At 55.1% G+C, this 19,706-nt stretch carries 19 protein-coding genes and 1 pseudogene; all 20 read left to right on the top strand.

Annotated features, from left to right (window positions below):
* The 20 genes and pseudogenes from wbjC (at position 1) to tviB (ending at position 19,552) form a co-directional block, all read left to right on the top strand.
* Entirely contained in the window at positions 1 to 1,122 is a 1,122-nt protein-coding gene (gene wbjC, locus D0851_RS05375; RefSeq protein ID WP_117617698.1) for a UDP-2-acetamido-2,6-beta-L-arabino-hexul-4-ose reductase, read from the top strand.
* 17 nt (positions 1,123 to 1,139) lie between these two features.
* Complete coding sequence (gene wecB / locus D0851_RS05370; protein WP_117620294.1) at positions 1,140 to 2,270, top strand: non-hydrolyzing UDP-N-acetylglucosamine 2-epimerase; 1,131 nt, start codon at positions 1,140 to 1,142, stop codon at positions 2,268 to 2,270.
* 10 nt (positions 2,271 to 2,280) lie between these two features.
* On the top strand, positions 2,281 to 3,468 hold the full coding sequence (locus D0851_RS05365) for a glycosyltransferase family 4 protein (RefSeq protein ID WP_205422273.1): 1,188 nt from the start codon (positions 2,281 to 2,283) through the stop codon (positions 3,466 to 3,468).
* Between the two features lie 15 nt (positions 3,469 to 3,483).
* Positions 3,484 to 4,341: a sulfotransferase family protein gene (locus D0851_RS05360; RefSeq protein WP_117617697.1), complete on the top strand. Its 858-nt coding sequence runs from the start codon at positions 3,484 to 3,486 to the stop codon at positions 4,339 to 4,341.
* The gene (locus tag D0851_RS05355; protein WP_117617696.1) at positions 4,328 to 4,963 is read left to right on the top strand and encodes a sugar transferase; all 636 of its coding nucleotides are present in this window, start codon (positions 4,328 to 4,330) and stop codon (positions 4,961 to 4,963) included. The genes D0851_RS05360 and D0851_RS05355 overlap by 14 nt, the downstream gene beginning before the upstream one ends.
* Positions 4,964 to 6,139, top strand: a complete 1,176-nt coding sequence (locus tag D0851_RS05350) for a DegT/DnrJ/EryC1/StrS family aminotransferase (RefSeq protein WP_117617695.1) — start codon at positions 4,964 to 4,966, stop codon at positions 6,137 to 6,139.
* Positions 6,140 to 6,247: 108 nt separating this feature from the next.
* A complete protein-coding gene (locus tag D0851_RS05345; RefSeq protein ID WP_117617694.1) occupies positions 6,248 to 7,210 on the top strand; it encodes a DHH family phosphoesterase in 963 nt (320 codons plus the stop codon).
* A gap of 9 nt (positions 7,211 to 7,219) precedes the next feature.
* Positions 7,220 to 8,134 (top strand): sulfate adenylyltransferase subunit CysD, encoded by a 915-nt coding sequence (cysD, locus tag D0851_RS05340; protein ID WP_117617693.1) that lies wholly within the window; start codon positions 7,220 to 7,222, stop codon positions 8,132 to 8,134.
* Between the two features lie 81 nt (positions 8,135 to 8,215).
* Entirely contained in the window at positions 8,216 to 9,628 is a 1,413-nt protein-coding gene (gene cysN / locus D0851_RS05335) for a sulfate adenylyltransferase subunit CysN (protein WP_117617692.1), read from the top strand.
* Between the two features lie 15 nt (positions 9,629 to 9,643).
* A complete protein-coding gene (gene cysC, locus D0851_RS05330) occupies positions 9,644 to 10,249 on the top strand; it encodes an adenylyl-sulfate kinase (RefSeq protein ID WP_117617691.1) in 606 nt (201 codons plus the stop codon).
* A gap of 4 nt (positions 10,250 to 10,253) precedes the next feature.
* The gene (locus tag D0851_RS05325; protein WP_117617690.1) at positions 10,254 to 12,020 is read left to right on the top strand and encodes an SLC13 family permease; all 1,767 of its coding nucleotides are present in this window, start codon (positions 10,254 to 10,256) and stop codon (positions 12,018 to 12,020) included.
* 44 nt (positions 12,021 to 12,064) lie between these two features.
* Positions 12,065 to 14,008 carry a polysaccharide biosynthesis protein gene (locus D0851_RS05320; RefSeq protein ID WP_117617689.1) on the top strand — a complete coding sequence of 648 codons (1,944 nt, stop codon included), beginning with the start codon at positions 12,065 to 12,067 and terminating at the stop codon, positions 14,006 to 14,008.
* Positions 14,009 to 14,409: 401 nt separating this feature from the next.
* Positions 14,410 to 14,538 (top strand): annotated as a pseudogene (locus tag D0851_RS05315) (transposase domain-containing protein); the annotation flags it as partial.
* A 278-nt stretch (positions 14,539 to 14,816) separates the two neighbouring features.
* Positions 14,817 to 15,527, top strand: coding sequence for a Fic family protein (locus tag D0851_RS05310; RefSeq protein ID WP_117617688.1), 711 nt, complete (start codon positions 14,817 to 14,819; stop codon positions 15,525 to 15,527).
* Positions 15,528 to 15,882: 355 nt separating this feature from the next.
* Entirely contained in the window at positions 15,883 to 17,367 is a 1,485-nt protein-coding gene (locus D0851_RS05305; RefSeq protein ID WP_117620291.1) for an MBL fold metallo-hydrolase RNA specificity domain-containing protein, read from the top strand.
* A 92-nt stretch (positions 17,368 to 17,459) separates the two neighbouring features.
* Positions 17,460 to 17,708: a type II toxin-antitoxin system Phd/YefM family antitoxin gene (locus D0851_RS05300; protein WP_117617687.1), complete on the top strand. Its 249-nt coding sequence runs from the start codon at positions 17,460 to 17,462 to the stop codon at positions 17,706 to 17,708.
* On the top strand, positions 17,698 to 17,991 hold the full coding sequence (locus tag D0851_RS05295) for a type II toxin-antitoxin system RelE family toxin (protein ID WP_117617686.1): 294 nt from the start codon (positions 17,698 to 17,700) through the stop codon (positions 17,989 to 17,991). Before D0851_RS05300 ends, D0851_RS05295 begins: the two co-directional genes overlap by 11 nt.
* Before the next feature lie 27 nt (positions 17,992 to 18,018).
* Positions 18,019 to 18,165 carry a DUF2442 domain-containing protein gene (locus D0851_RS20475; RefSeq protein ID WP_227539451.1) on the top strand — a complete coding sequence of 49 codons (147 nt, stop codon included), beginning with the start codon at positions 18,019 to 18,021 and terminating at the stop codon, positions 18,163 to 18,165.
* Positions 18,108 to 18,272, top strand: a complete 165-nt coding sequence (locus D0851_RS21020) for a DUF2442 domain-containing protein (RefSeq protein WP_413773545.1) — start codon at positions 18,108 to 18,110, stop codon at positions 18,270 to 18,272. The genes D0851_RS20475 and D0851_RS21020 overlap by 58 nt, the downstream gene beginning before the upstream one ends.
* 17 nt (positions 18,273 to 18,289) lie before the next feature.
* On the top strand, positions 18,290 to 19,552 hold the full coding sequence (gene tviB, locus D0851_RS05285) for a Vi polysaccharide biosynthesis UDP-N-acetylglucosamine C-6 dehydrogenase TviB (protein ID WP_117617685.1): 1,263 nt from the start codon (positions 18,290 to 18,292) through the stop codon (positions 19,550 to 19,552).
* The last annotated feature ends 154 nt before the right edge of the window (positions 19,553 to 19,706 follow it).

Below are 19,706 nucleotides of genomic sequence, written 5' to 3'. Positions count from 1 at the left end.
ATGAAGTTACTCGTAACTGGGGCGAATGGGTTTATTGGCAAAAACCTGCTGATGCACGTGCGTGAAAAAGGCGGTTTTGAGGTGGTTCCGTTCACCCGAGAGCATACCGAGCAGGATTTGCCCCACTTGCTGGAAGGTGTGGACTGGATATTTCACCTGGCTGGCATCAACCGCCCCGAAGACCCTTCGGAGTTTGTTACCGGGAATGTAGGGCTCACTCAGGCCTTATGTGACGCGGTAAAACGAAGTGGCCGTCAGATTCCGATTATTTACAGTTCGTCCATTCAGGCGGACCGGGCGAACGATTACGGCAGCAGCAAACGGGCTGGGGAAGAGGCCCTGCTGGCGCTGAACGAGGCCACCGGTAACCCGGTGCATATTTATCGCCTGCCCAACGTGTTCGGCAAGTGGGCGCGACCGGATTATAACTCGGCGGTTGCGACCTTCTGCCATAACGTGGCCCGCGATTTGCCCTTGCCGATTAATGATCCTGACGCGGTGATCAATCTGGTTTATGTAGACGACGTGATCAGCCATTTCATCTCGCTGATGGAAGGGAAGAAGAGCGACCCTGGCCCTTTTGTTGAGGTGGAGCCGGTTTACCAAATTACCGTGGGTGGCCTGGCGGACCAGCTTAGCCGCTTCAAGGCCACCCGGGACAACCTGATCACGGAACCGGTGGGCACCGGCCTTATCCGCGCATTGTACGCCACCTATGTGAGTTATCTGCCGCCGGAGCGTTTCGCCTACACTGTGCCGCAGCATGGCGACGAGCGCGGTGTTTTCGTTGAAATGCTGAAAACGCCAGATTCCGGACAGTTCTCATTTTTCACTGCCCATCCCGGCGTCACCAGGGGTGGCCATTATCACCACTCCAAAACCGAGAAGTTCCTGGTGATTAAGGGCGAAGCCTGTTTCCGTTTCCGCCATATATTAACCGGTGAGTTCTACGAGCTGTTCACCGCCGGGGATAAGCCGGAGATTGTGGAAACCGTGCCGGGCTGGACCCACGACATCACCAACGTGGGTGACGACGAATTGGTCTGTATGCTCTGGGCCAACGAGATTTTTGACCGGGACAACCCGGATACCTTCGCGTGCCCGGTGGGCACGGAAGCCTGAACCTATTTGGGAATGCCATGAAAAAACTGAAAGTCATGACGGTGGTCGGCACCCGGCCGGAGATCATCCGGCTCTCACGGGTAATGGCCAAGCTGGATGAGTATTGTGAGCATATTCTGGTACACACCGGCCAGAACTATGATTTCGAGCTGAACGAAATTTTCTTCCAGGACCTGGGCATCCGCAAGCCGGATCACTTCCTGAGTGCGGCAGGCGCCAGTGGTGCGGAAACCATTGGCAATGTCATCATCGCGGTGGATCGGATCCTGGCGGAGGTTCAGCCGGAAGCCGTGCTGGTGTTGGGCGACACCAATAGCTGTATGGCGGTTATCCCGGCCAAACGCCGCAGAATCCCCACCTTTCATATGGAAGCGGGCAACCGTTGTTTTGATATGCGGGTGCCGGAAGAGATAAATCGGCGCATTGTGGATCACACCGCCGATATCAATCTCACCTACAGTTCGATCGCCCGTGATTACCTGTTGCGCGAAGGCCTGCTTCCAGACAGGGTGATCAAAACCGGCAGCCCCATGTATGAGGTGCTGAACCACTTCCGTGAGGGCATTGATGCCTCTGATGTTCTTGAGCGCCATGGCCTCACCGAAGGTGAGTTTTTTGTGGTGAGTGCTCATCGGGAGGAGAACGTGGATTCCGACCGGAACTTCCTCGCTCTGGTCGATACTCTGAACGCTGTAGCGGAGCAGTATGGCTACCCGGTAATTGTCTCTACCCATCCCAGAACCCAGAAACGGGTTGATGTTATGGGTGTACAGTTTCATAAGAACGTACGCCTGCTGAAGCCACTGGGCTTCAAGGATTACAACAAGCTGCAATTAAGCGCCAAAGCGGTTTTGTCCGATAGCGGCACTATCAACGAAGAAGCCTCCATTCTTAATTTCCCGGCCCTGAACATTCGTGAAGCGCACGAACGCCCTGAAGGTATGGAGGAAGCTGCCGCAATGATGGTGGGCCTTAACAGGGAGCGTGTTTTACAAGGCTTGGCGATTCTCGAAAGCCAAGGCCGTGGTGATGAGCGCACCCTGCGCTTGGTGGCTGATTACAGCATGCCAAATGTGGCGGATAAAGTGGTTCGCATTATCCACAGCTACCGGGATTATGTGATGCAAACGGTGTGGAAGCAGTATTGAGGAAGAATCTTTGAAGGTATTGGCAATTCACCGGTTTTACTGGCCGGACACGCCGCCGTATGCTTCGATGCTTCGCGCCATTGTGGGCAGATGGGTTGATGATGGGCACGAAGTGGATGTGCTTTCCTCCCAGCCCTCTTACAAGGCCGGAGTCGACAATCCGCGGCAGGCCGCCCGGGAGCGTGTGGATGGTGCGAACGTGGTTCGTCTCAATTTGCCTCCTGAGGCGGGAAGACCCCTTGTTCGCGTTTTGAATGCACTGGTCCTGGGCCTGGGGGTGTTCTGGCAGGCCGTCATCCGGAAACGGTATGATGTCATCATGGTGTCGACCTCACCGCCTGTTTTGGCGGGCTGGTTCGTGGCAGTGGCGGCGAAATTGACTGGTGCACACTTTATCTATCACTGCATGGATATTCACCCGGAAATAGGCCGAATTTCCGGTGAGTTTCGGAATCCCCGAGTGTTTTCGCTTTTGTCCCGCCTGGACAGGTGGACCTGCGCCCAGGCGAGGCCTGTTGTGGTGCTGTCGGACGATATGGCCGAGACGTTAATCGCCCGCAGATCCGAAAAGCCGCCGGAAACCGCTGTCATCAATAACTTCAGCTTGCCATCGGAGGGTGCAGCGGTTGATGAGCTGCCTTTTCCATGGCCGAACGAAATGTTCGTACTGCTTTTTGCCGGTAATATCGGCCGTTTCCAGGGATTGGATGCTTTACTCGATGCCATGGCCAGTTTGCGTGATCGACAGGATATTCGGTTGATAATGATGGGCGACGGCACGGAGAAAGAACGACTGACTCGCAAAGCGAAGGAAAATGGCGCAAATGTCTCTTTCGTTGGTCATCAACCCGTTGAGGTGGCGAAAGCTGCGATGGCAAAGGCCAGTGCAGGCTTTGTGAGTCTTGTGCCGGAGCTCTACCGGTACGCCTACCCCAGCAAAACCATGACCTATCTGGAGCAGGGTTGCCCTGTTCTGGTTGCGGTTGAAACGGACAGTTGCCTGGCGCGGGATGTGATCGACAATGGCGCGGGGGTTGCTGTTCCGGGTGGTGATGTCGATGCCCTTGTCAATGCGATGTTATCCCTTGCCGATGACCCTGAGAGCCTGGGCTCGATGAGGCAAAAGGCGCTTGAATTTTCCGCTCGGGCTTTCGCGACCGACGTCGTCCTGGGCAGGTGGTCTTCCCTTCTTCAATGAACTTCGGAAGTTTGAATGAGTAATACGGACGTAATTATTGTGGGCGCTCCCCGTTCAGGCACCAATATGCTGCGCGATGTGCTCACGTCGTTTGACGGCGTTAGCACCTGGCCTTGTGACGAGATCAACTACATCTGGCGCCATGGCAATGTGCGTTATCCATCCGATGAGATCCCTGCACAAAGGGCAAACCCGGCGATAAAGAATTATATCCGGCAGCGCTTTAGCGATATCCGGGAAAAATACAATGCCGATGTTGTAGTAGAGAAAACCTGCGCAAATTCGCTTCGTGTGCCTTTTGTGGATGCGGTTCTGCCCGATGCAAAGTATATCTTCATCTACCGTGACGGCATTGATGCCACCGGTTCGGCGAAGGAGCGATGGACGGCAAAGCTGGATATCCCATACATTCTGGAAAAAGTGCGCTTTGTCCCCAAAACGGATCTGCCGTATTACGGCTTGCGTTACTTTTGGGCGCGGCTGTATCGGTTTATATCGCGGGAGAGGCGCCTTGCCTTCTGGGGGCCGGCCCTGGATGGCATGGAGAGCGTTCTGCAAAACCACACCTTGAACGAGGTGTGTGCGCTGCAATGGCAACGTTGCGTGGATAATGCGGAAAAGGCGTTTTCTGACATGCCCACCGATAAGGTGGTTCGTGTGCGCTATGAAGATTTCGTGCGCCAGCCGGTGGAAGAGCTCAGTCGCATTCTTGAGTTTATCGGTAAAGAAGTCGAGCCGGAGAAAATTGCCAAGGCGGTGGAGGGTGTTTCACCACGTAGCCTGGGCAAAGGCCGCAATGCGCTCGGAGGGCAAGAGGTGGCAAACCTGGAGGCGCTGGTAGGGGAGACGCTGAAGCGTTATGACTACCTCTGACTTGTTGCCCGGCCGTACGGTGGGCCTTGAGCCTGTTCAGGCGTTTCAGAAGCGGGCATTCGATCTGGTTTTTGCGGTGCTGGGGCTTTTGGCCGCCTGGTGGCTTATCTTGCTGGCCTGGATAGCCGCCAGTATCGATACCCGCTCCAATGGTTTTTTCATTCAGAAGCGAGTGGGACGCCATGGTAAAATTTTCCGCGTAGTGAAAATGAAAACCATGCGCCCTGTTGCGTCGTTTGAGACCACGGTCACTCGCCGGGGGGATCCCCGGATTACACCGCTGGGGGCCTTCTTTCGCCGTACCAAAATCGACGAACTACCCCAGCTGTGGAATGTATTATTGGGCGATATGAGTTTTGTTGGCCCAAGACCCGATGTTCCTGGCTTTGCGGATAAGCTCCAGGGGGAGGAGAGGGCGATGCTTGCCATTCGGCCAGGCATTACCGGCCCAGCGACTCTTAAATACCGCAACGAGGAAGAGCTCCTGGCCGGCCAGAACGACCCCGAAGCATACAATCGTGATGTTATATGGCCGGATAAGGTGCGTATTAACCTGGAATACATCCGTGACTGGTCTCTTCGTCGGGATATTCAATACATATTGGAAACGGTGTTTCATTAGATGTTAAACGGACCTTTTTCTCCCTGGCCCTCCTTCACCGAGGACGAGACCAACGCAGTACGCGATGTTCTGCTCTCCAATAAAGTGAATTACTGGACCGGGCAGGAATGTCGCGAATTTGAACGTGAATTCGCCACTTTTTCCGGCTCGGAATACGCCATAGCGCTGGCCAACGGCACCTTGGCATTAGATCTGGCTCTGAAGGGGCTCGGTATCGGTTCGGGGGATGAGGTGGTGGTTACCCCGCGAACATTTTTGGCATCGGCCTCCAGTATTGTGACTGCCGGCGCTACACCCGTGTTTGCGGAAGTGGACCGTGATTCCCAGAATATCACCCCGGAAACCGTACGCAAGGTGATTACGCCCCGTACCAAAGCGATCGTGTGTGTTCACCTGGCAGGCTGGCCCTGTGATATGGACGGCTTCATGGCGCTGGCGGAAGAGCATGGCCTTTACGTAATTGAGGATTGTGCTCAGGCCCACGGAGCCCGTTACAAGGGGCGTTCGGTTGGTTCCATTGGCGATGTTGGCTGCTGGTCTTTCTGCCAGGACAAGATCATGACCACAGGCGGTGAGGGTGGCATGGTTACCACCAATAACCAGGATCTGTGGAAACGCATGTGGGCCTATAAAGACCATGGCAAAAGCTGGGATGCAGTATACGAGCGCGAGCATCCCCCCGGTTTCCGCTGGCTGCACGAGAGCTTCGGTACCAACTGGCGGATGACGGAAATGCAGGGTGTTATTGGCCGCATCCAGTTAAAACGCATGCCGGAATGGACCTCTGCCCGCCGGAGCAATGCCAATGCCATGTGGCAAGCTGCCCGCAAGTTGCCGGGCCTTCGTGTGCCAGAAGTGCCGGCGGATGTCGAGCATGCTGCCTATAAGTGCTATGTGTTCGTGGAGCAGGAAACACTTTCTGAGGGTTGGGGTAGAGATCGGATCCAGCAGGAAATCGTAGATGCTGGCGTCCCGTGCTTTTCCGGTTCCTGTTCCGAGGTCTACCTGGAAAAAGCCTTTGACGGCACGGATTGGCGGCCTGAACACCGGTTGCCGGTGGCGCGGGAGCTTGGAGAGACCAGTTTGATGTTTCTGGTGCATCCTACGTTGACTGAAGCCGAGATAAACAAGACGTGTGCTGTGTTAACTGAGGTTATGAAGAAGGCGGCGGGCTGATTTTATTGCACCCCTCTCTCGCGAGGGCCGAGGGGCTACTGAAAGTTTCGGCATACATTCCCCCTCTCCTCGCGGGAGAGGGACGAAATCCTATACAAATGAGTAATCATGCAGATTTACGATGTATTCAACGGCGATGCCGATGGCATCTGTGCCCTAATTCAGCTTCGGCTCGCTGAACCGGCTGATACAACACTGATTACTGGCGTAAAGCGGGATATAGGGCTGGCGCAACGAGTGTCGACAGATGAGCCTGCCAAGGTAAATATCCTCGATATCAGCCTCGACAAGAACCGTGAGGCAGTGGATAAGCTGCTGGCAGTTGGCTGCTCTGTTTTTTATGTGGATCACCATTTCGCTGGCGATGAGTTGCCCGATGCGCCCAACTTTACTGGCCTGATCGATACCCAGCCAACTACCTGCACCAGCCTGTTGATAGACCAGTACCTTGGCGCCCGGTTTCATAACTGGGCGATTGCCGCTGCTTTTGGCGATAACCTCAATGCCGTAGGTGAGGAACTGGCAGCCAGGGCTGGTTTATCCTCTGATCAGACTGAGGCGCTTAGAACACTGGGTGTTTGCATCAACTACAACGGTTATGGCGCCACGGTTGAGGACTTGCACTTTCACCCCGCCGATTTATACCGGGAGTTCGTGAAATTTGAAAACCCTCTCGATTTAATCGATTCCGCTCCTACTGCGTGGCAGCAACTGCGAGATGGCTACGAGGCGGATATGGCTCAGGGGTTTGCGGTTCCAGTGCTGGCGGAATCCGCTACCTCGTTGGTGGTGAAGTTGCCGGATGAGGCCTGGGCGCGCCGCGTGAGTGGTGTGCTGGGTAATGAGCTAGCCAACCGTAACCCGGACAAAGCCTGTGCGATCGTTACCGGGAAAGCAAACAATACTTACCTGGTGAGTATTCGTGCGCCCCTGAACAACCGCTGTGGGGCCGATGAGGTGGCGCGCCAGTTTCCGACCGGTGGTGGGCGAAAGGCAGCCGCTGGGATTAATGCGCTGCCGGCAGGCCAGCTGGATGAATTCTTGAATACCATTGCAAGGTTCTGGAGCTAATCGAACGCCATGACATTAACCCCTCCAAAGAAAACCCACCTCAAGCAACTTGAGGCCGAGTCCATCCACATCATCCGCGAAGTTGCGGCCGAGTTCGATAACCCGGTGATGCTGTATTCCATCGGCAAGGATTCTGCCGTCATGCTGCACCTGGCCATGAAAGCCTTTGCGCCGGGTAAGCCTCCGTTTCCGTTGATGCACGTGGACACCACCTGGAAGTTCCGGGAGATGATTACGTTCCGCGATGAACTGACCGAGCGGCTGGGTCTGAAGCTGATTGTGCACACCAATCAGGAGGGTGTGGCGCAAGGTGTCGGGCCGTTTACCCATGGCAGTGCCAAGCATACCGATGTGATGAAAACCCAGGCATTGAAGCAGGCTCTGGATCAATACGGCTTTGACGCCGCCTTTGGTGGGGCGCGTCGGGATGAAGAGAAGTCCCGGGCCAAGGAGCGGGTGTATTCCTTCCGGGACAAGTTCCACCGCTGGGATCCCAAGAACCAGCGCCCGGAGCTGTGGAATCTGTATAACGGTAAGGTCAACAAGGGCGAGAGCATTCGCGTGTTCCCCCTCTCCAACTGGACTGAGTTGGATATCTGGCAGTACATCTACCTGGAAAACATCGACATTGTGCCGCTGTATTACGCTGCGGAGCGTCCGGTCGTGAAGCGGGATGGCACCCTGATCATGGTGGATGATGATCGTATGCCGCTGGAGCCCGGCGAGACGCCAGAAATGAAGATGGTGCGGTTTCGTACCCTGGGGTGTTATCCGCTGACCGGGGCGGTTGAGTCTGAGGCGGCGACATTGCCGGAGATTATCCAGGAGATGCTGTTGACCAAAACCTCGGAGCGACAGGGCCGGGTGATTGATCACGACTCGGCCGCCTCTATGGAACAGAAGAAACGGGAAGGGTACTTCTGAAATTGGGGTCAGATGAAAAGTTCATCTGACCCCGTTGTCCTGACCCCGTTGTCCACTCCAGACTCTCAAGTTGAATTTAAAATGTCTCACGCATCTGAATTGATTGAATCCGATATCCTCGCGTACCTGGACCAGCATGAGAACAAGGACCTGCTGCGATTTTTGACCTGCGGCAGTGTTGATGATGGCAAGTCCACGCTGATTGGCCGCTTGCTGTTCGATTCCAAGCTGATTTTTGAGGATCACCTGGCGGCCCTGCACAAAGACAGTGAGCGACAGGGCAATGCCGGTGAGTCGCTGGATCTGGCTTTGTTGGTGGACGGCCTGGCATCCGAACGGGAGCAGGGCATTACCATTGATGTGGCTTACCGGTATTTCTCCACGGATAAGCGCAAGTTCATCATTGCCGACTGCCCGGGCCATGAGCAATACACCCGGAACATGGCTACCGGTGCCTCCACCTGTGATCTGGCGGTGGTGATGATTGATGCCCGCAAAGGGGTACTGACCCAGTCACGCCGCCATAGCTTTATCGTCAGCTTGCTGGGGCTGAAGCATGTGGTGGTGGCCATCAATAAGATGGACCTGGTGGACTTCTCCGAAGAGGTCTTCAACGACATCCGTGAAGACTATGAAACGCTTGCTGCTCAGCTTGGGCTGAAAGACGTTTATTACGTGCCGATCTCTGCACTGGATGGCGATAACGTGGTTAACCGCAGTGAGCAGACGCCCTGGTATCACGGCGAAACTCTGATGAATATCCTGGAGCAGGTCGAGGTTCGGGATGATCAGAATGTGACCGATCTGCGTTTCCCGGTGCAGTACGTCAATCGCCCGAACCTGGATTTCCGGGGCTACTGCGGCACGCTTGCCAGCGGTGTGGTTCATAAGGGCGATGAGGTGGCGGTGCTGCCCTCCGGCAAGAGCTCCCGTGTGAAGGGTATCCACAACTACGAAGGAGAAATAGAGAGCGCCTGGCCCGGCGATGCCATCACTCTGACCCTGGAAGACGAAGTGGATATTTCCCGGGGGGATTTGCTGGTGCACGCTAACAGCCAGCCGGCCATGGGCAACCGTTTTGCGGCCCACCTTGTCTGGATGAATGAAACGGCGCTTCAGCCCGGCCGTGAGTACGGCATCAAGATCGGGACCCGGGTGACGAATTGTTACGTCAACGAGGTTCTTGAAGAGATTGATGTAAATACCCTGGAGCGCTACCCGGATGCACAGGGTGGCCTTGAGCTGAATGCTATTGGGCTTTGCGATGTGGAGCTTTCCGAGCCGGTGGTGGTTGAGGATTATCAGCGCCATCCGGGCACAGGCAGCTTTATCCTGATTGATAAGCTGACCAATGTGACTGTGGCAGCTGGTATGGTGGAGCGGGCTCTGGATGGGGCCGGTGCTGTGACTGAACGGGAATACACCGAAGCGGAGCGCAACCTGAATCGGTTTATTCGGGAGAATTATCCGGAGTGGGGCTGTAAGCCGGTTTAAAAGGGAGAAGAACTTTTGGCTGATAACATTGTCTGGCACGATCACAAGATTACCCGCGCCGAGCGTTCCGTCAACAAGAACCAGAAGCCTTGCCTGCTTTGGTTCACCGGCCTGAGTGGTTCCGGCAAGTCGACGATTGCCAATGCGCTGGACGTGGCCTTGCACAAGCGGGGCTACCACACGTTTTTGCTGGATGGTGACAACGTTCGCCACGGCTTGTGCAAAGATCTGGGGTTCTCCGACGATGACCGGGAAGAGAACATTCGCCGCGTTGGTGAGGTTTGCAAGCTCTTTGCAGACGCCGGCCTGATCGTAATGAGTGCGTTTATTTCTCCGTTCACCAGTGACCGGCGCCTGGTTCGGAAGTTGTTCCCGGCGGGCGAGTTCATTGAAGTGTTCATGGATGCGCCGCTGGCTACCTGTGAAGAGCGTGACCCGAAGGGGCTTTATCAGAAGGCCCGTTCGGGCGAGATAAAGCACTTCACTGGGATCGACTCGCCTTACGAGGTGCCGGCACACCCTGAGATTCGGCTGGATACTTCCCGGCACTCTGTGGAGGCGTGTGTTGATTCTCTCATTGCCTACCTGCTTGAGCGGGAGCTGATCACCCACAAGGACTAACTCCGTGGAATGGCAAGGCATTGTGACCCTGGCAACACTGTTTTCGGTGTTGTCGGCGCTTGCACTTACCCGTGTTTCGGCCGACCTGATTCTGATGGCGGCTTTGGCGTTCCTGTTGATCGCGGGAATCCTGGGGCCGGTGGAGGCTCTGGCCGGGTTCGGCAATCCGGGCGTGATAACCATTGCAACCCTTTACGTGGTTGCCGCCGGGCTGAAGGAAACCGGCGCGGTGCAATGGATTGCCCGCCGGTTGCTGGGGCACCCAAAAACCGAGAAAGGTGCCCAGCTTCGAATGATTGCGCCCACGGGTATTCTCAGCGCTTTCATGAATAACACGGCCGTGGTGGCCATGTTCATTCCTGCCATCCAGGATTGGGCTCAGCGTCTGGGTGTTCCCGCGTCCAAACTGCTGTTGCCTCTCAGCTATGCCGCTATTCTCGGGGGCACCTGCACCTTGATTGGCACCAGTACCAACCTGGTGGTGGACGGGATGCTTCAGACCCGGCTTGGTATCAATCTGGGATTGTTCGAGTTGGCCTGGGTGGGAGTACCACTGCTGATTGTGGGTGGTACGTTTCTTGTTCTGTTTGCCTCCCGGATATTGCCGGATCGTGGTGGTGTCACCGAAGAACTTGACCAGGTGCGTGAATACGGGGTTGAGGTAGAGGTAATGGGCCCCGGGCCACTGGTGGGCAAGACCATCGCCCAAGCCGGCCTGAGGGCTTTGAGTTACGGATATCTCACTGAGATTGACCGCGGTGGTCGCCTGATTACTGCCGTAGAGCCGGACCGGACCCTCCAGGCGGGGGACCGGCTGTATTTTGTGGGTGCTCCCGAGTGTGCCAGTGAGCTGCGCCGTATTCAGGGTCTGAAACCGGCCAATGGAAGTGTTCACAAGCTGAATGTGGAAAACCATCAGCGTTGTCTGGTTGAGGTGGTCCTTGGCCCGGAATTCCCGGCACTGAACAAGACCATCCGCGATAGTCGGTTTCGTACCCGGTTTAATGCTGTGATTTTGTCCTTATCCCGCGAAGGCAAGCGGGTGCCAGGTAAGCTGGGGGATATTACCTTCCGTATGGGCGATACCCTGTTGCTGGAGGCCAGCCATCAGTTTGTGGAGCAGTATCGGTTCCGGCGGGACTTCCTGCTCGTCAGTGCGCTGAATGATTCCACGCCGCCGGATTTCCGCAAAGCGCCGCGGGCGATGGGGATATTGGCGTTGATGGTGCTGTTGAGTGCGTCCGGGCTTTTGCAGATTATGGAGGCCGCGTTTCTGGCTGCTGGGGCTATGATTGTCTCTGGGTGTCTTACCGCTAGTCGGGCCCGGCGCAGTGTGGATTTACCGGTGTTGGTGGTGATTGCGGCGTCATTCGCACTGGGAAATGCGATGACCGAAACTGGCGCGGCTACCTGGGTTGCGGATGGTTTGCTGGGGGTTGGTACGATAACGCCCTGGGTGGCGCTGGCGTTGATTTATCTTTTGACGGCCTTGTTTACAGAGCTCATTACCAATAATGCCGCAGCGGTTCTCATGTTCCCGATTGCGCTTGCGCTTTCTGAGCAGCTCGGGGTCAGTTTCCTTCCTTTTGCTGTTACGGTGATGTTTGCAGCATCCGCTTCGTTTATCACACCGTTGGGGTATCAGACTAATCTGATGGTATACGGCCCAGGGCGATACCAGTTTTTTGATTACATTCGAATTGGCTTGCCTTTGAGCGGCTTGGTGGCCTTAACTGCGATATTATTAATTCCGCAGGTGTGGTCGTTTTGAGTCTGAATCTGATTTTCATGTTTAATTAGTGGTAAAGGACAGCCATGTTTGAAAAGTTCCTGAATTTATCTCGTTTTAACAAGCGCCTGGTGTCTGTTTGCGCCGATGTTTTCATGCTTTTTTTCGCGCTTTGGGCGGCCTTTTCGCTCAGGTTGGACCAGCAGTTCTGGTTGCCCAATCAGGGGCAGCTGATTGTTTCGGGACTTACCGTTGTATTTACTATCGCCGTTTTTGTGCGACTGGGCCTGTATCGGGCGGTGGTCCGATACCTGAGTGACCGCGCTTTTATAACGGTTATCTCCGGCGTCGCTATTTCCGCCATAACGCTTATTCTGCTTGGTTACTGGCTGGAGGTGCAGATACCTCGCTCTGTACCGATTATTTACGGTGCCCTGGCCTTTATCTTCGTGAGCGGCACGCGGATGTCTGTGCGGATGCTGGTGCATCGGCCTAAGCATCGCAACAAACAGTTTGTAGCGATTGTGGGTGCCGGTGAAACGGGGTTGCAGCTTGCGAATGCGCTGGAGCAGGGCACCGAATATCATCCGTCGGCCTTTATCACCTTTCGGAAAGCCAATCATAAGGCGTTGATAAATGGCATTCCGGTTTACGATATCAGTCATATTGAGCGTGCAATAAAGGAGCATCGGATCAAACGGCTGTTGCTGGCGCTGGATGCCGATTCCGGGATTGATCGCAAGCGGCTACTCAAAAGGCTGGAACCGCTGTCGATTCCGGTGCAAACGGTTCCCACCATGTCGGAACTGGTGGCCGGGCAGGCGCGAATTAACGATATCCGGGATCTGGAACTTGAAGATTTGCTGGGCCGTGATCCGGTTCAGCCGGATAACGCGCAGGTTGCTGCGAGCTTGTATGGTAAGGCCGTTATGGTCACCGGGGCTGGTGGTTCGATTGGCTCAGAGCTTTGTCGGCAGATTATTCTGCACCGTCCCACCCGACTGGTGTTATTTGAGCAGTCTGAATTCTCTCTTTACTCGATTGAGCGTGAGCTTCAGGCCTTGAATCGGATAGAAGGGCTGGGCGTTGAGATTCATCCGCTTTTGGGAAGCGTAACTCATCGCCGGCGTTGCGAAATCGCCCTGCGCAGCTTTGGGGTTGAGACGGTTTACCACGCGGCGGCCTACAAGCATGTGCCATTGGTTGAACACAACATTATTGAGGGTGTTCAAAACAACGTTTTTGGTACCTTCAATGTTGCAGAGGCCGCGATTGCCGCTGGGGTAAAGCGTTTTGTACTGATCTCGACCGATAAGGCGGTGCGCCCCACAAATGTGATGGGCGCTAGCAAGCGCATGGCCGAGCTGGTGCTTCAAGGGCTGGCGCGGAGACAGTCCGGTACAATCTTTTCCATGGTGCGTTTTGGTAATGTACTCGGCTCGTCTGGCTCCGTGGTTCCGTTGTTCCGGGACCAGATCCGCGATGGCGGCCCGGTAACGGTGACCCACCCGGATATTATCCGTTACTTCATGACGATTCCTGAGGCCAGCCAGCTGGTGCTTCAGGCGGGCAGCATGGGCCAGGGCGGTGAAGTGTTTGTACTGGATATGGGGGAGCCGGTGAAGATTGCTGACTTGGCTCGCAAGATGATTCACCTGATGGGGTTGATGGAGAAAACCGACGAGCGGCCTGATGGAGATATCGAGATAGTCTTCTCCGGGCTACGGCCGGGTGAAAAACTCTTTGAGGAACTATTGATTGGTGATGACCCCCAGGGCACGGCACATCCACGTATCATGATGGCCCGAGAAGTTTCCATGGCCTGGGATGAGGTGGAGCAGACCCTGAATCGATTGATGCGGGCCAGCCATGAGTTTGATTGCCAGGAGGTTGTGGAAACCTTGAAAAAAGCGCCCACCGGGTTTGCGCCCAATGGAGGTGTTGAGGATCTCGTTTGGTGTAATGGCAATGAGCTACTCGTGAACGAGGCAAAGAATGCGGACAAGGTCCGTCGGTTGCCATCGGCCTAGTATATTCAAAAAATTGAAGGCGGCTAAATACTGATCAGTTTTCTCATCATCTGGTCAGTTTGTCCGAATGCCGGCCACAGGCGATCCCTGCATGGCTTGTCCGTACATGCTTCTGTCAGCTTTCCGAACCGGGTTTTAACTCAGAGCCGAGGCCAGACAAACGCCTTGAAGCCATCGTGATCTTTCCATATCACTTTCGCGGCACCAAAGGCTCGCTTCAATTCTGAGATATTGCCCTCCCCCCTCTGTTAAGGTATTTGGAACCCCGCCAGAACTGCTACGCCATAAGAAGGTCCAGCAGTTTGCCGCGAGCAGTGAGAAATCTGATTGCCAGCTCTACCTCTTCGACGAAGCTGCTGCGTGAACGTATCGAACTGACCCTCGGTGAGGAATGCGCACAGCTGGAATCCTCAGCCTACATCCACCATGTGCTGGAGCACATCGCCGAAGCCGATACGGTGGAGAAGCTCGAAGCGCTGTTGCCCTGGAACGTCGGGTTGGCCGCTGAAGGGTGGGGCGCCGGTTTTTGAATTGAATAATTATGCCCACTCCATGCCCGCGGTGTCCTGATATACGTTGGGATCATGTCGTCAACACCTGTTAGAATTGTTTTTTTTCCAATAATCGGCATTTTTAATCGTTTTTTTGGCGGGATAATCATTTTGAGCACGATGGCGGGTGATGAAATCGGCTATGCCTGGTTGGCGGCACGCTATAACGTGCAGGCAATCCAGCCGCTGCCGGTGCAGAGTCGTATTGGGCGTAGGCGCCAAACCTATGACCAGGTCGGCCGCCGGCTGGAATACGCATGTGCCCGCACTGGGAATGGTTGCCAGGCATGCTGGAGGGGTTGCAGTGTTTTCTGGCGCGAACTGATCCGGGGGAGGCATTGGTGCGTGCTGCTGTGGCGAGTTTCGGGTTTGTCTTTATTCATCCGCTGGCGGATGGCAATGGGCGAATCTCCCGTTTTCTGGTGAATGATACCCTCCGCCGCGACGGTGTGGTGCCCGAGCCCTTCATTTTGCCGGTTTCGGCGGCGATAACGTCTTCGGCGGTGAGGCGGGCCGAGTATGACCGAATTCTTGAGCGCTACTCTCGGCCATTGATGTCGGCTTACCGTGATGCGGTCGATTTCACACATGAACGCGTGGCGTATGCAGATGGTATTGAATCCGGCTTTGTTTTTAATGCATATGACGAGGCGGCGCCTGTCTGGCGCTATCCGGACTTGACCGAACAAGCGGAATATCTGTTCGCGATCATTCGCCACACCCTGGAACACGAGATGCACCACCAGGCTGCCTTTCAGAGGGCTTGGTATCGCACACGCGAGGCGATCAAGGATTGGGTTGAAGGCCCTGACGAGCACATTGATCGGATGATCCGGGCGATACGCCAGCATGGCCGAGTTAGTGGCAAATTGATGAAGGAGTTTCCGGTGCTGGCGCAGGCCGACCTTGCATCTGAATTAGAGCAGGCCGTAGCCGAAGGTTTTGCCGATCTGCCGGATGCGCAGTAGCGGGGTCCTGAAACGCCTTAAATCCATACCAGCAGCCTGTCGGACTTAAGGCTGATCTACTGTGCCGCTTTCCCACCTTGCTCGTGACGATCACTTAAGTCCGACAGGCTGCTGGAATACTTGCATTTCAAGATCCACGGGAAGCTCTGCAAACAAGGATGTTGTCATGATTGACGTTTTTCACCACGGCGCCACGTCTGGCGTAACCGGCTCCTGCCACGAATTGACTCTGACTCCGGGGATGAAAAAGGGGTCTGACCCCGTGGGGTCAGACCCCAACTTCACTGGCACCGATCCCGAACCCATGGGGGCCGGATTGACTCTGACTGCGGGGATGAAAAAGGGGTCTGACCCCATGGGGTCAGACCCCAACTTCACTGGCGCCAACGCTGCCGGCATCTCTGGTCCCACGGGGTCAGACCCCAGCTTCACCGGCTCAGGCTCCGCAGGTATCCTCATAGACTGCGGTCTGTTCCAGGGCCAGGACGAAGGGCGGGGTGCTTCCGCTTCGGATCTCGCCATCGATTTCCCCATCGACCATATCCGGGCGCTGGTGGTCACCCATGTGCACATTGATCACGTGGGTCGCATTCCCTATCTGCTGGCGGCGGGTTTTGACGGGCCGATTATCTGCTCGGAGCCGTCGGCCATTATGTTGCCGGAGATTCTGGAAGATGCACTGAAGATCGGATTTACCCGGGACAGGCAGCTGATTGAGCGGGTTCTGGGGCTGATCCGTTCCCGGCTGGTTCCAATTCCCTATGGCCAGTGGCATTCGGTATTTTCCGAGGATGATTGTTCACTGTCGGTACGGTTGCAGAGGGCAGGGCATATTCTGGGCTCGGCCTATGTGGAGTGCGATGCCCGGTGTGGCGGTGCGCAAGAGCGCATTGTGTTCAGCGGCGATCTTGGCGCGCCCCATGCGCCGTTGCTTCCCGCGCCGGAGTCTCCGGAGCGGGCGGATCGGCTGGTGATTGAGAGCACCTATGGTGACAAAGACCATGAGGACAGGGCCACGCGGCGACTTCGGCTCAAGGCGATCCTGGAGAGGGCGTTGGCGGATGGTGGTACCGTGCTGGTGCCGGCGTTCAGTATCGGGCGGACTCAGGAATTACTCTACGAAATTGAGAGTTTGATTCATGAGTTTGGGGATAGTGCTGTCGGTGCGGGCGTGAAAATGGGGTCGGAGGAAAGGCTGAAAATGGGGTCTGACCCCGTGGGGTCAGACCCCTCCTTCACCTGGGAGTCGCTGGAAATCATTGTCGATTCGCCGCTCGCCGCAGAGTTCACGCGAATCTATCGAGACCTGAAGCCATTCTGGGACGCCGAAGCCACCGAACTGGTCAAACAGGGCCGGCACCCGCTGTCGTTCGAGCAGCTCACAGTCATCAATTCCCACGAAGACCACCTGAACGCGGTAGATTACCTGGCCCGGTCCCATCGCCCGTGTGTGGTTCTGGCGGGTTCCGGCATGTGCGCCGGTGGCCGTGTGGTGAATTACCTGAAGGCCATGCTTGGTGATAAACGCAATGATGTGTTGTTTGTGGGTTACCAGGCCGCCGGCACGCCCGGGCGGGATATTCTGACCTTTGGTCCTCGGGGTGGCTGGGTTGAGCTGGATGGCGAGCGCTATGACATCCGGGCCCGGGTTCATCAGGTTGGAGGCTATTCGGCCCATGCGGGGCAGAGTGATTTACTTCGATTTGTCCAGGGCATTCCTGAGGCGCCCTCGGAGATTCGGGTGGTACATGGGGATGGGGGTGCGAAAGTTGCGTTTCGGGAGAGGCTTGAGATGTTTTTCCCGCAAGCTCGGGTTTTGATTCCCGGCCAATTTGGTTAGCAGATAATCCTTTGCGTTAAATGTCGCTCTGCTTGTGGCCGATCTGTTAGTTGTCTAAAATAAGACCGGTTAACTGGTCTTGAGGTGTTGTTATGACTAGCCCAATCTATTCAGAGGTTACTGCCAGCGTGTCAGAGCTTAAAAAGAACCCGATGGCGACAGTTCGTGATGGGGGTGGTTTCCCTGTGGCTGTGCTCAACCGGAACAAGCCTGCCTTTTATTGCGTGCCGGCTGATGTGTATGAGGCAATGTTGGAGCGACTGGATGACCAGAATCTTGCTGATATTGTGCGAGAGCGCCGCTCGGAGCCGAGCGTGCGGGTCGATCTGAATGAGCTCTGAGTACCAGCTTGCTTTCAAGAGGTCTGCGCTAAAAGAATGGAAAAAGCTGGCTGAGCCCGTCAAGAAACAGTTCAAAAAGAAACTTGAAGAGCGGCTTGATATGCCGCGCGTTGCCTCGGATGCCCTCTCAGGGTTTGAAAATTATTACAAGATCAAGCTGCGAAGTGTCGGATACAGGCTTGTTTACGAAGTTCAGGATGAGACGGTAACGGTTACTGTTATCGCCGTAGGGACATGTGAGAGAGCCGATGTATACAGAAAGGCAAAAGATCGTCTCGAATGATGTGTTAATTGTTTGAGGATGCGTGGCATGGCTACTTCGCCTGAAAAAGTCTGGTTTGATGACGACAATCTTTGGGTCATACTTTCGGACGGTCGCACAATTGGTACCCCGTTGGCTTGGTTTCCGCGCCTGCTGCATGCGGAAAAAAAAAAGCCAGGGATGCTTATGAATTGAGCGTTCATGGTATCCACTGGGATTCTCTGGATGAGGATATCAGTGTTCAGGGTTTACTGACTGGTCGTGGAGACCAAACACATCCGAAGCGTCACCATGCTGCTTGATCTGGAAAGGATTTCATATGAAGAAAATTGCTGTCATTGGTTTGGGTTACGTTGGGCTTCCTCTTGCCGCTGCTTTTGGTGAAAAAAGAGAGATCGTCGGTTTTGATATCAACAGCAAGCGCATTGCTGACCTTAAAGACGGTGTTGATTTTACCCGTGAGGTTTCCCGGGAAGAATTGGCCGCTTCATCGGGGTTGTCATTTACGGATAACCTCGAAGGCATTCGCGATTGCCAGATTTATATTGTGACGGTGCCAACACCGATTGATGAATTCAAAACGCCCGATTTAACGCCCTTGGTTAAAGCCAGTGAAACCGTGGGCCAGGTTTTGAAAAAGGGCGATATCGTGATTTATGAATCCACGGTATACCCGGGTGCAACCGAGGAAGTCTGCGTGCCGGTTCTGGAGAAAGTCTCCGGCCTGGTGTTTAACCAGGACTTTTACGCGGGTTACAGCCCCGAGCGTATTAATCCGGGTGATAAAGAACACCGGGTAGCCAGTATTATGAAAGTCACCTCCGGTTCTACTCCGGAGATTGCCAGTGAAGTGGATGCGCTTTATGCCGGCATTATTACCGCCGGCACCCATAAGGCCAGTTCCATCAAGGTGGCTGAGGCGGCAAAGGTTATCGAGAATACCCAGCGTGATCTGAATATCGCGCTGATGAATGAGCTTTCGATGATCTTCGCGCGGCTGAAGATTGATACCCATGAAGTACTGGCCGCCGCCGCTACCAAGTGGAATTTCCTGCCCTTCAAACCCGGCCTGGTTGGCGGGCACTGTATTGGTGTGGATCCGTATTATCTCACCCATAAAGCCCAGGCCATCGGGTATCACCCGGAAATTATCCTCGCCGGGCGCCGGGTAAACGACAACATGGGCCCGTATGCAGCGGCCGAGCTTGTTAAAGCCATGATAAAAACCGGGCACACCGTTGCTTCTTCAAAGGTACTGGTGATGGGCCTGACCTTTAAGGAGAATTGCCCGGATTTGCGAAATACCCGGGTTGTGGATGTTATCCGCGAGCTGGAGGATTTCGGTTGTGCCGTGGATGTGACGGATTGCTGGGCAGATAATGAGGAAGCCGTGCACGAATATGGTATTTCTCTGGTGGATGCCCCGAAAGCCGGTGACTATGATGCGGTGTTTCTGGCCGTACCCCATCGCGAATACGCTGAAAAATCGTCGAAGGAGCTGCGGGCGTATTTGAAGGACGATGGGGTTTTGTTTGATCTGAAGGGTGTTTTGCCGTTGGGTGAAGCGGATTTGCGGTTGTAACATGCAGTGTCCCATCGTTCACACAGGTGGGGCAGATTCTGAGAGGTTGCGTAAAATTTACACGGATAATCGACAAAATATCGATTTTGCGCGTAAAATTTACGCATTAGACTTGAGCAGCAGCTACAACAGTTTAACGGCGTTCCTTTCACCC

The sequence above is a fragment of the Marinobacter sp. Arc7-DN-1 genome (genome assembly GCF_003441595.1).
In the GTDB taxonomy this organism is placed as follows: domain Bacteria; phylum Pseudomonadota; class Gammaproteobacteria; order Pseudomonadales; family Oleiphilaceae; genus Marinobacter; species Marinobacter metalliresistant.
The sequence above is the reverse complement of the archived record's forward strand: the minus strand, read 5'-3'. Positions and strand labels throughout refer to the sequence as shown.

What these genes read in the sequence shown, in the direction of transcription:
- wbjC (WP_117617698.1), top strand. Translation starts at nt 1, where the DNA reads ATGAAGTTACTCGTAACTGGGGCGAATGGGTTTATTGGCAAAAACCTG.
- wecB (WP_117620294.1), top strand. Translation starts at nt 1,140, where the DNA reads ATGAAAAAACTGAAAGTCATGACGGTGGTCGGCACCCGGCCGGAGATC.
- D0851_RS05360 (WP_117617697.1), top strand. Translation starts at nt 3,484, where the DNA reads ATGAGTAATACGGACGTAATTATTGTGGGCGCTCCCCGTTCAGGCACC.
- D0851_RS05355 (WP_117617696.1), top strand. Translation starts at nt 4,328, where the DNA reads ATGACTACCTCTGACTTGTTGCCCGGCCGTACGGTGGGCCTTGAGCCT.
- D0851_RS05350 (WP_117617695.1), top strand. Translation starts at nt 4,964, where the DNA reads ATGTTAAACGGACCTTTTTCTCCCTGGCCCTCCTTCACCGAGGACGAG.
- D0851_RS05345 (WP_117617694.1), top strand. Translation starts at nt 6,248, where the DNA reads ATGCAGATTTACGATGTATTCAACGGCGATGCCGATGGCATCTGTGCC.
- cysD (WP_117617693.1), top strand. Translation starts at nt 7,220, where the DNA reads ATGACATTAACCCCTCCAAAGAAAACCCACCTCAAGCAACTTGAGGCC.
- cysN (WP_117617692.1), top strand. Translation starts at nt 8,216, where the DNA reads ATGTCTCACGCATCTGAATTGATTGAATCCGATATCCTCGCGTACCTG.
- D0851_RS05320 (WP_117617689.1), top strand. Translation starts at nt 12,065, where the DNA reads ATGTTTGAAAAGTTCCTGAATTTATCTCGTTTTAACAAGCGCCTGGTG.
- D0851_RS05310 (WP_117617688.1), top strand. Translation starts at nt 14,817, where the DNA reads ATGTGCCCGCACTGGGAATGGTTGCCAGGCATGCTGGAGGGGTTGCAG.
- D0851_RS05305 (WP_117620291.1), top strand. Translation starts at nt 15,883, where the DNA reads ATGGGGTCAGACCCCAACTTCACTGGCGCCAACGCTGCCGGCATCTCT.
- D0851_RS05300 (WP_117617687.1), top strand. Translation starts at nt 17,460, where the DNA reads ATGACTAGCCCAATCTATTCAGAGGTTACTGCCAGCGTGTCAGAGCTT.
- D0851_RS05295 (WP_117617686.1), top strand. Translation starts at nt 17,698, where the DNA reads ATGAGCTCTGAGTACCAGCTTGCTTTCAAGAGGTCTGCGCTAAAAGAA.
- D0851_RS20475 (WP_227539451.1), top strand. Translation starts at nt 18,019, where the DNA reads ATGGCTACTTCGCCTGAAAAAGTCTGGTTTGATGACGACAATCTTTGG.
- tviB (WP_117617685.1), top strand. Translation starts at nt 18,290, where the DNA reads ATGAAGAAAATTGCTGTCATTGGTTTGGGTTACGTTGGGCTTCCTCTT.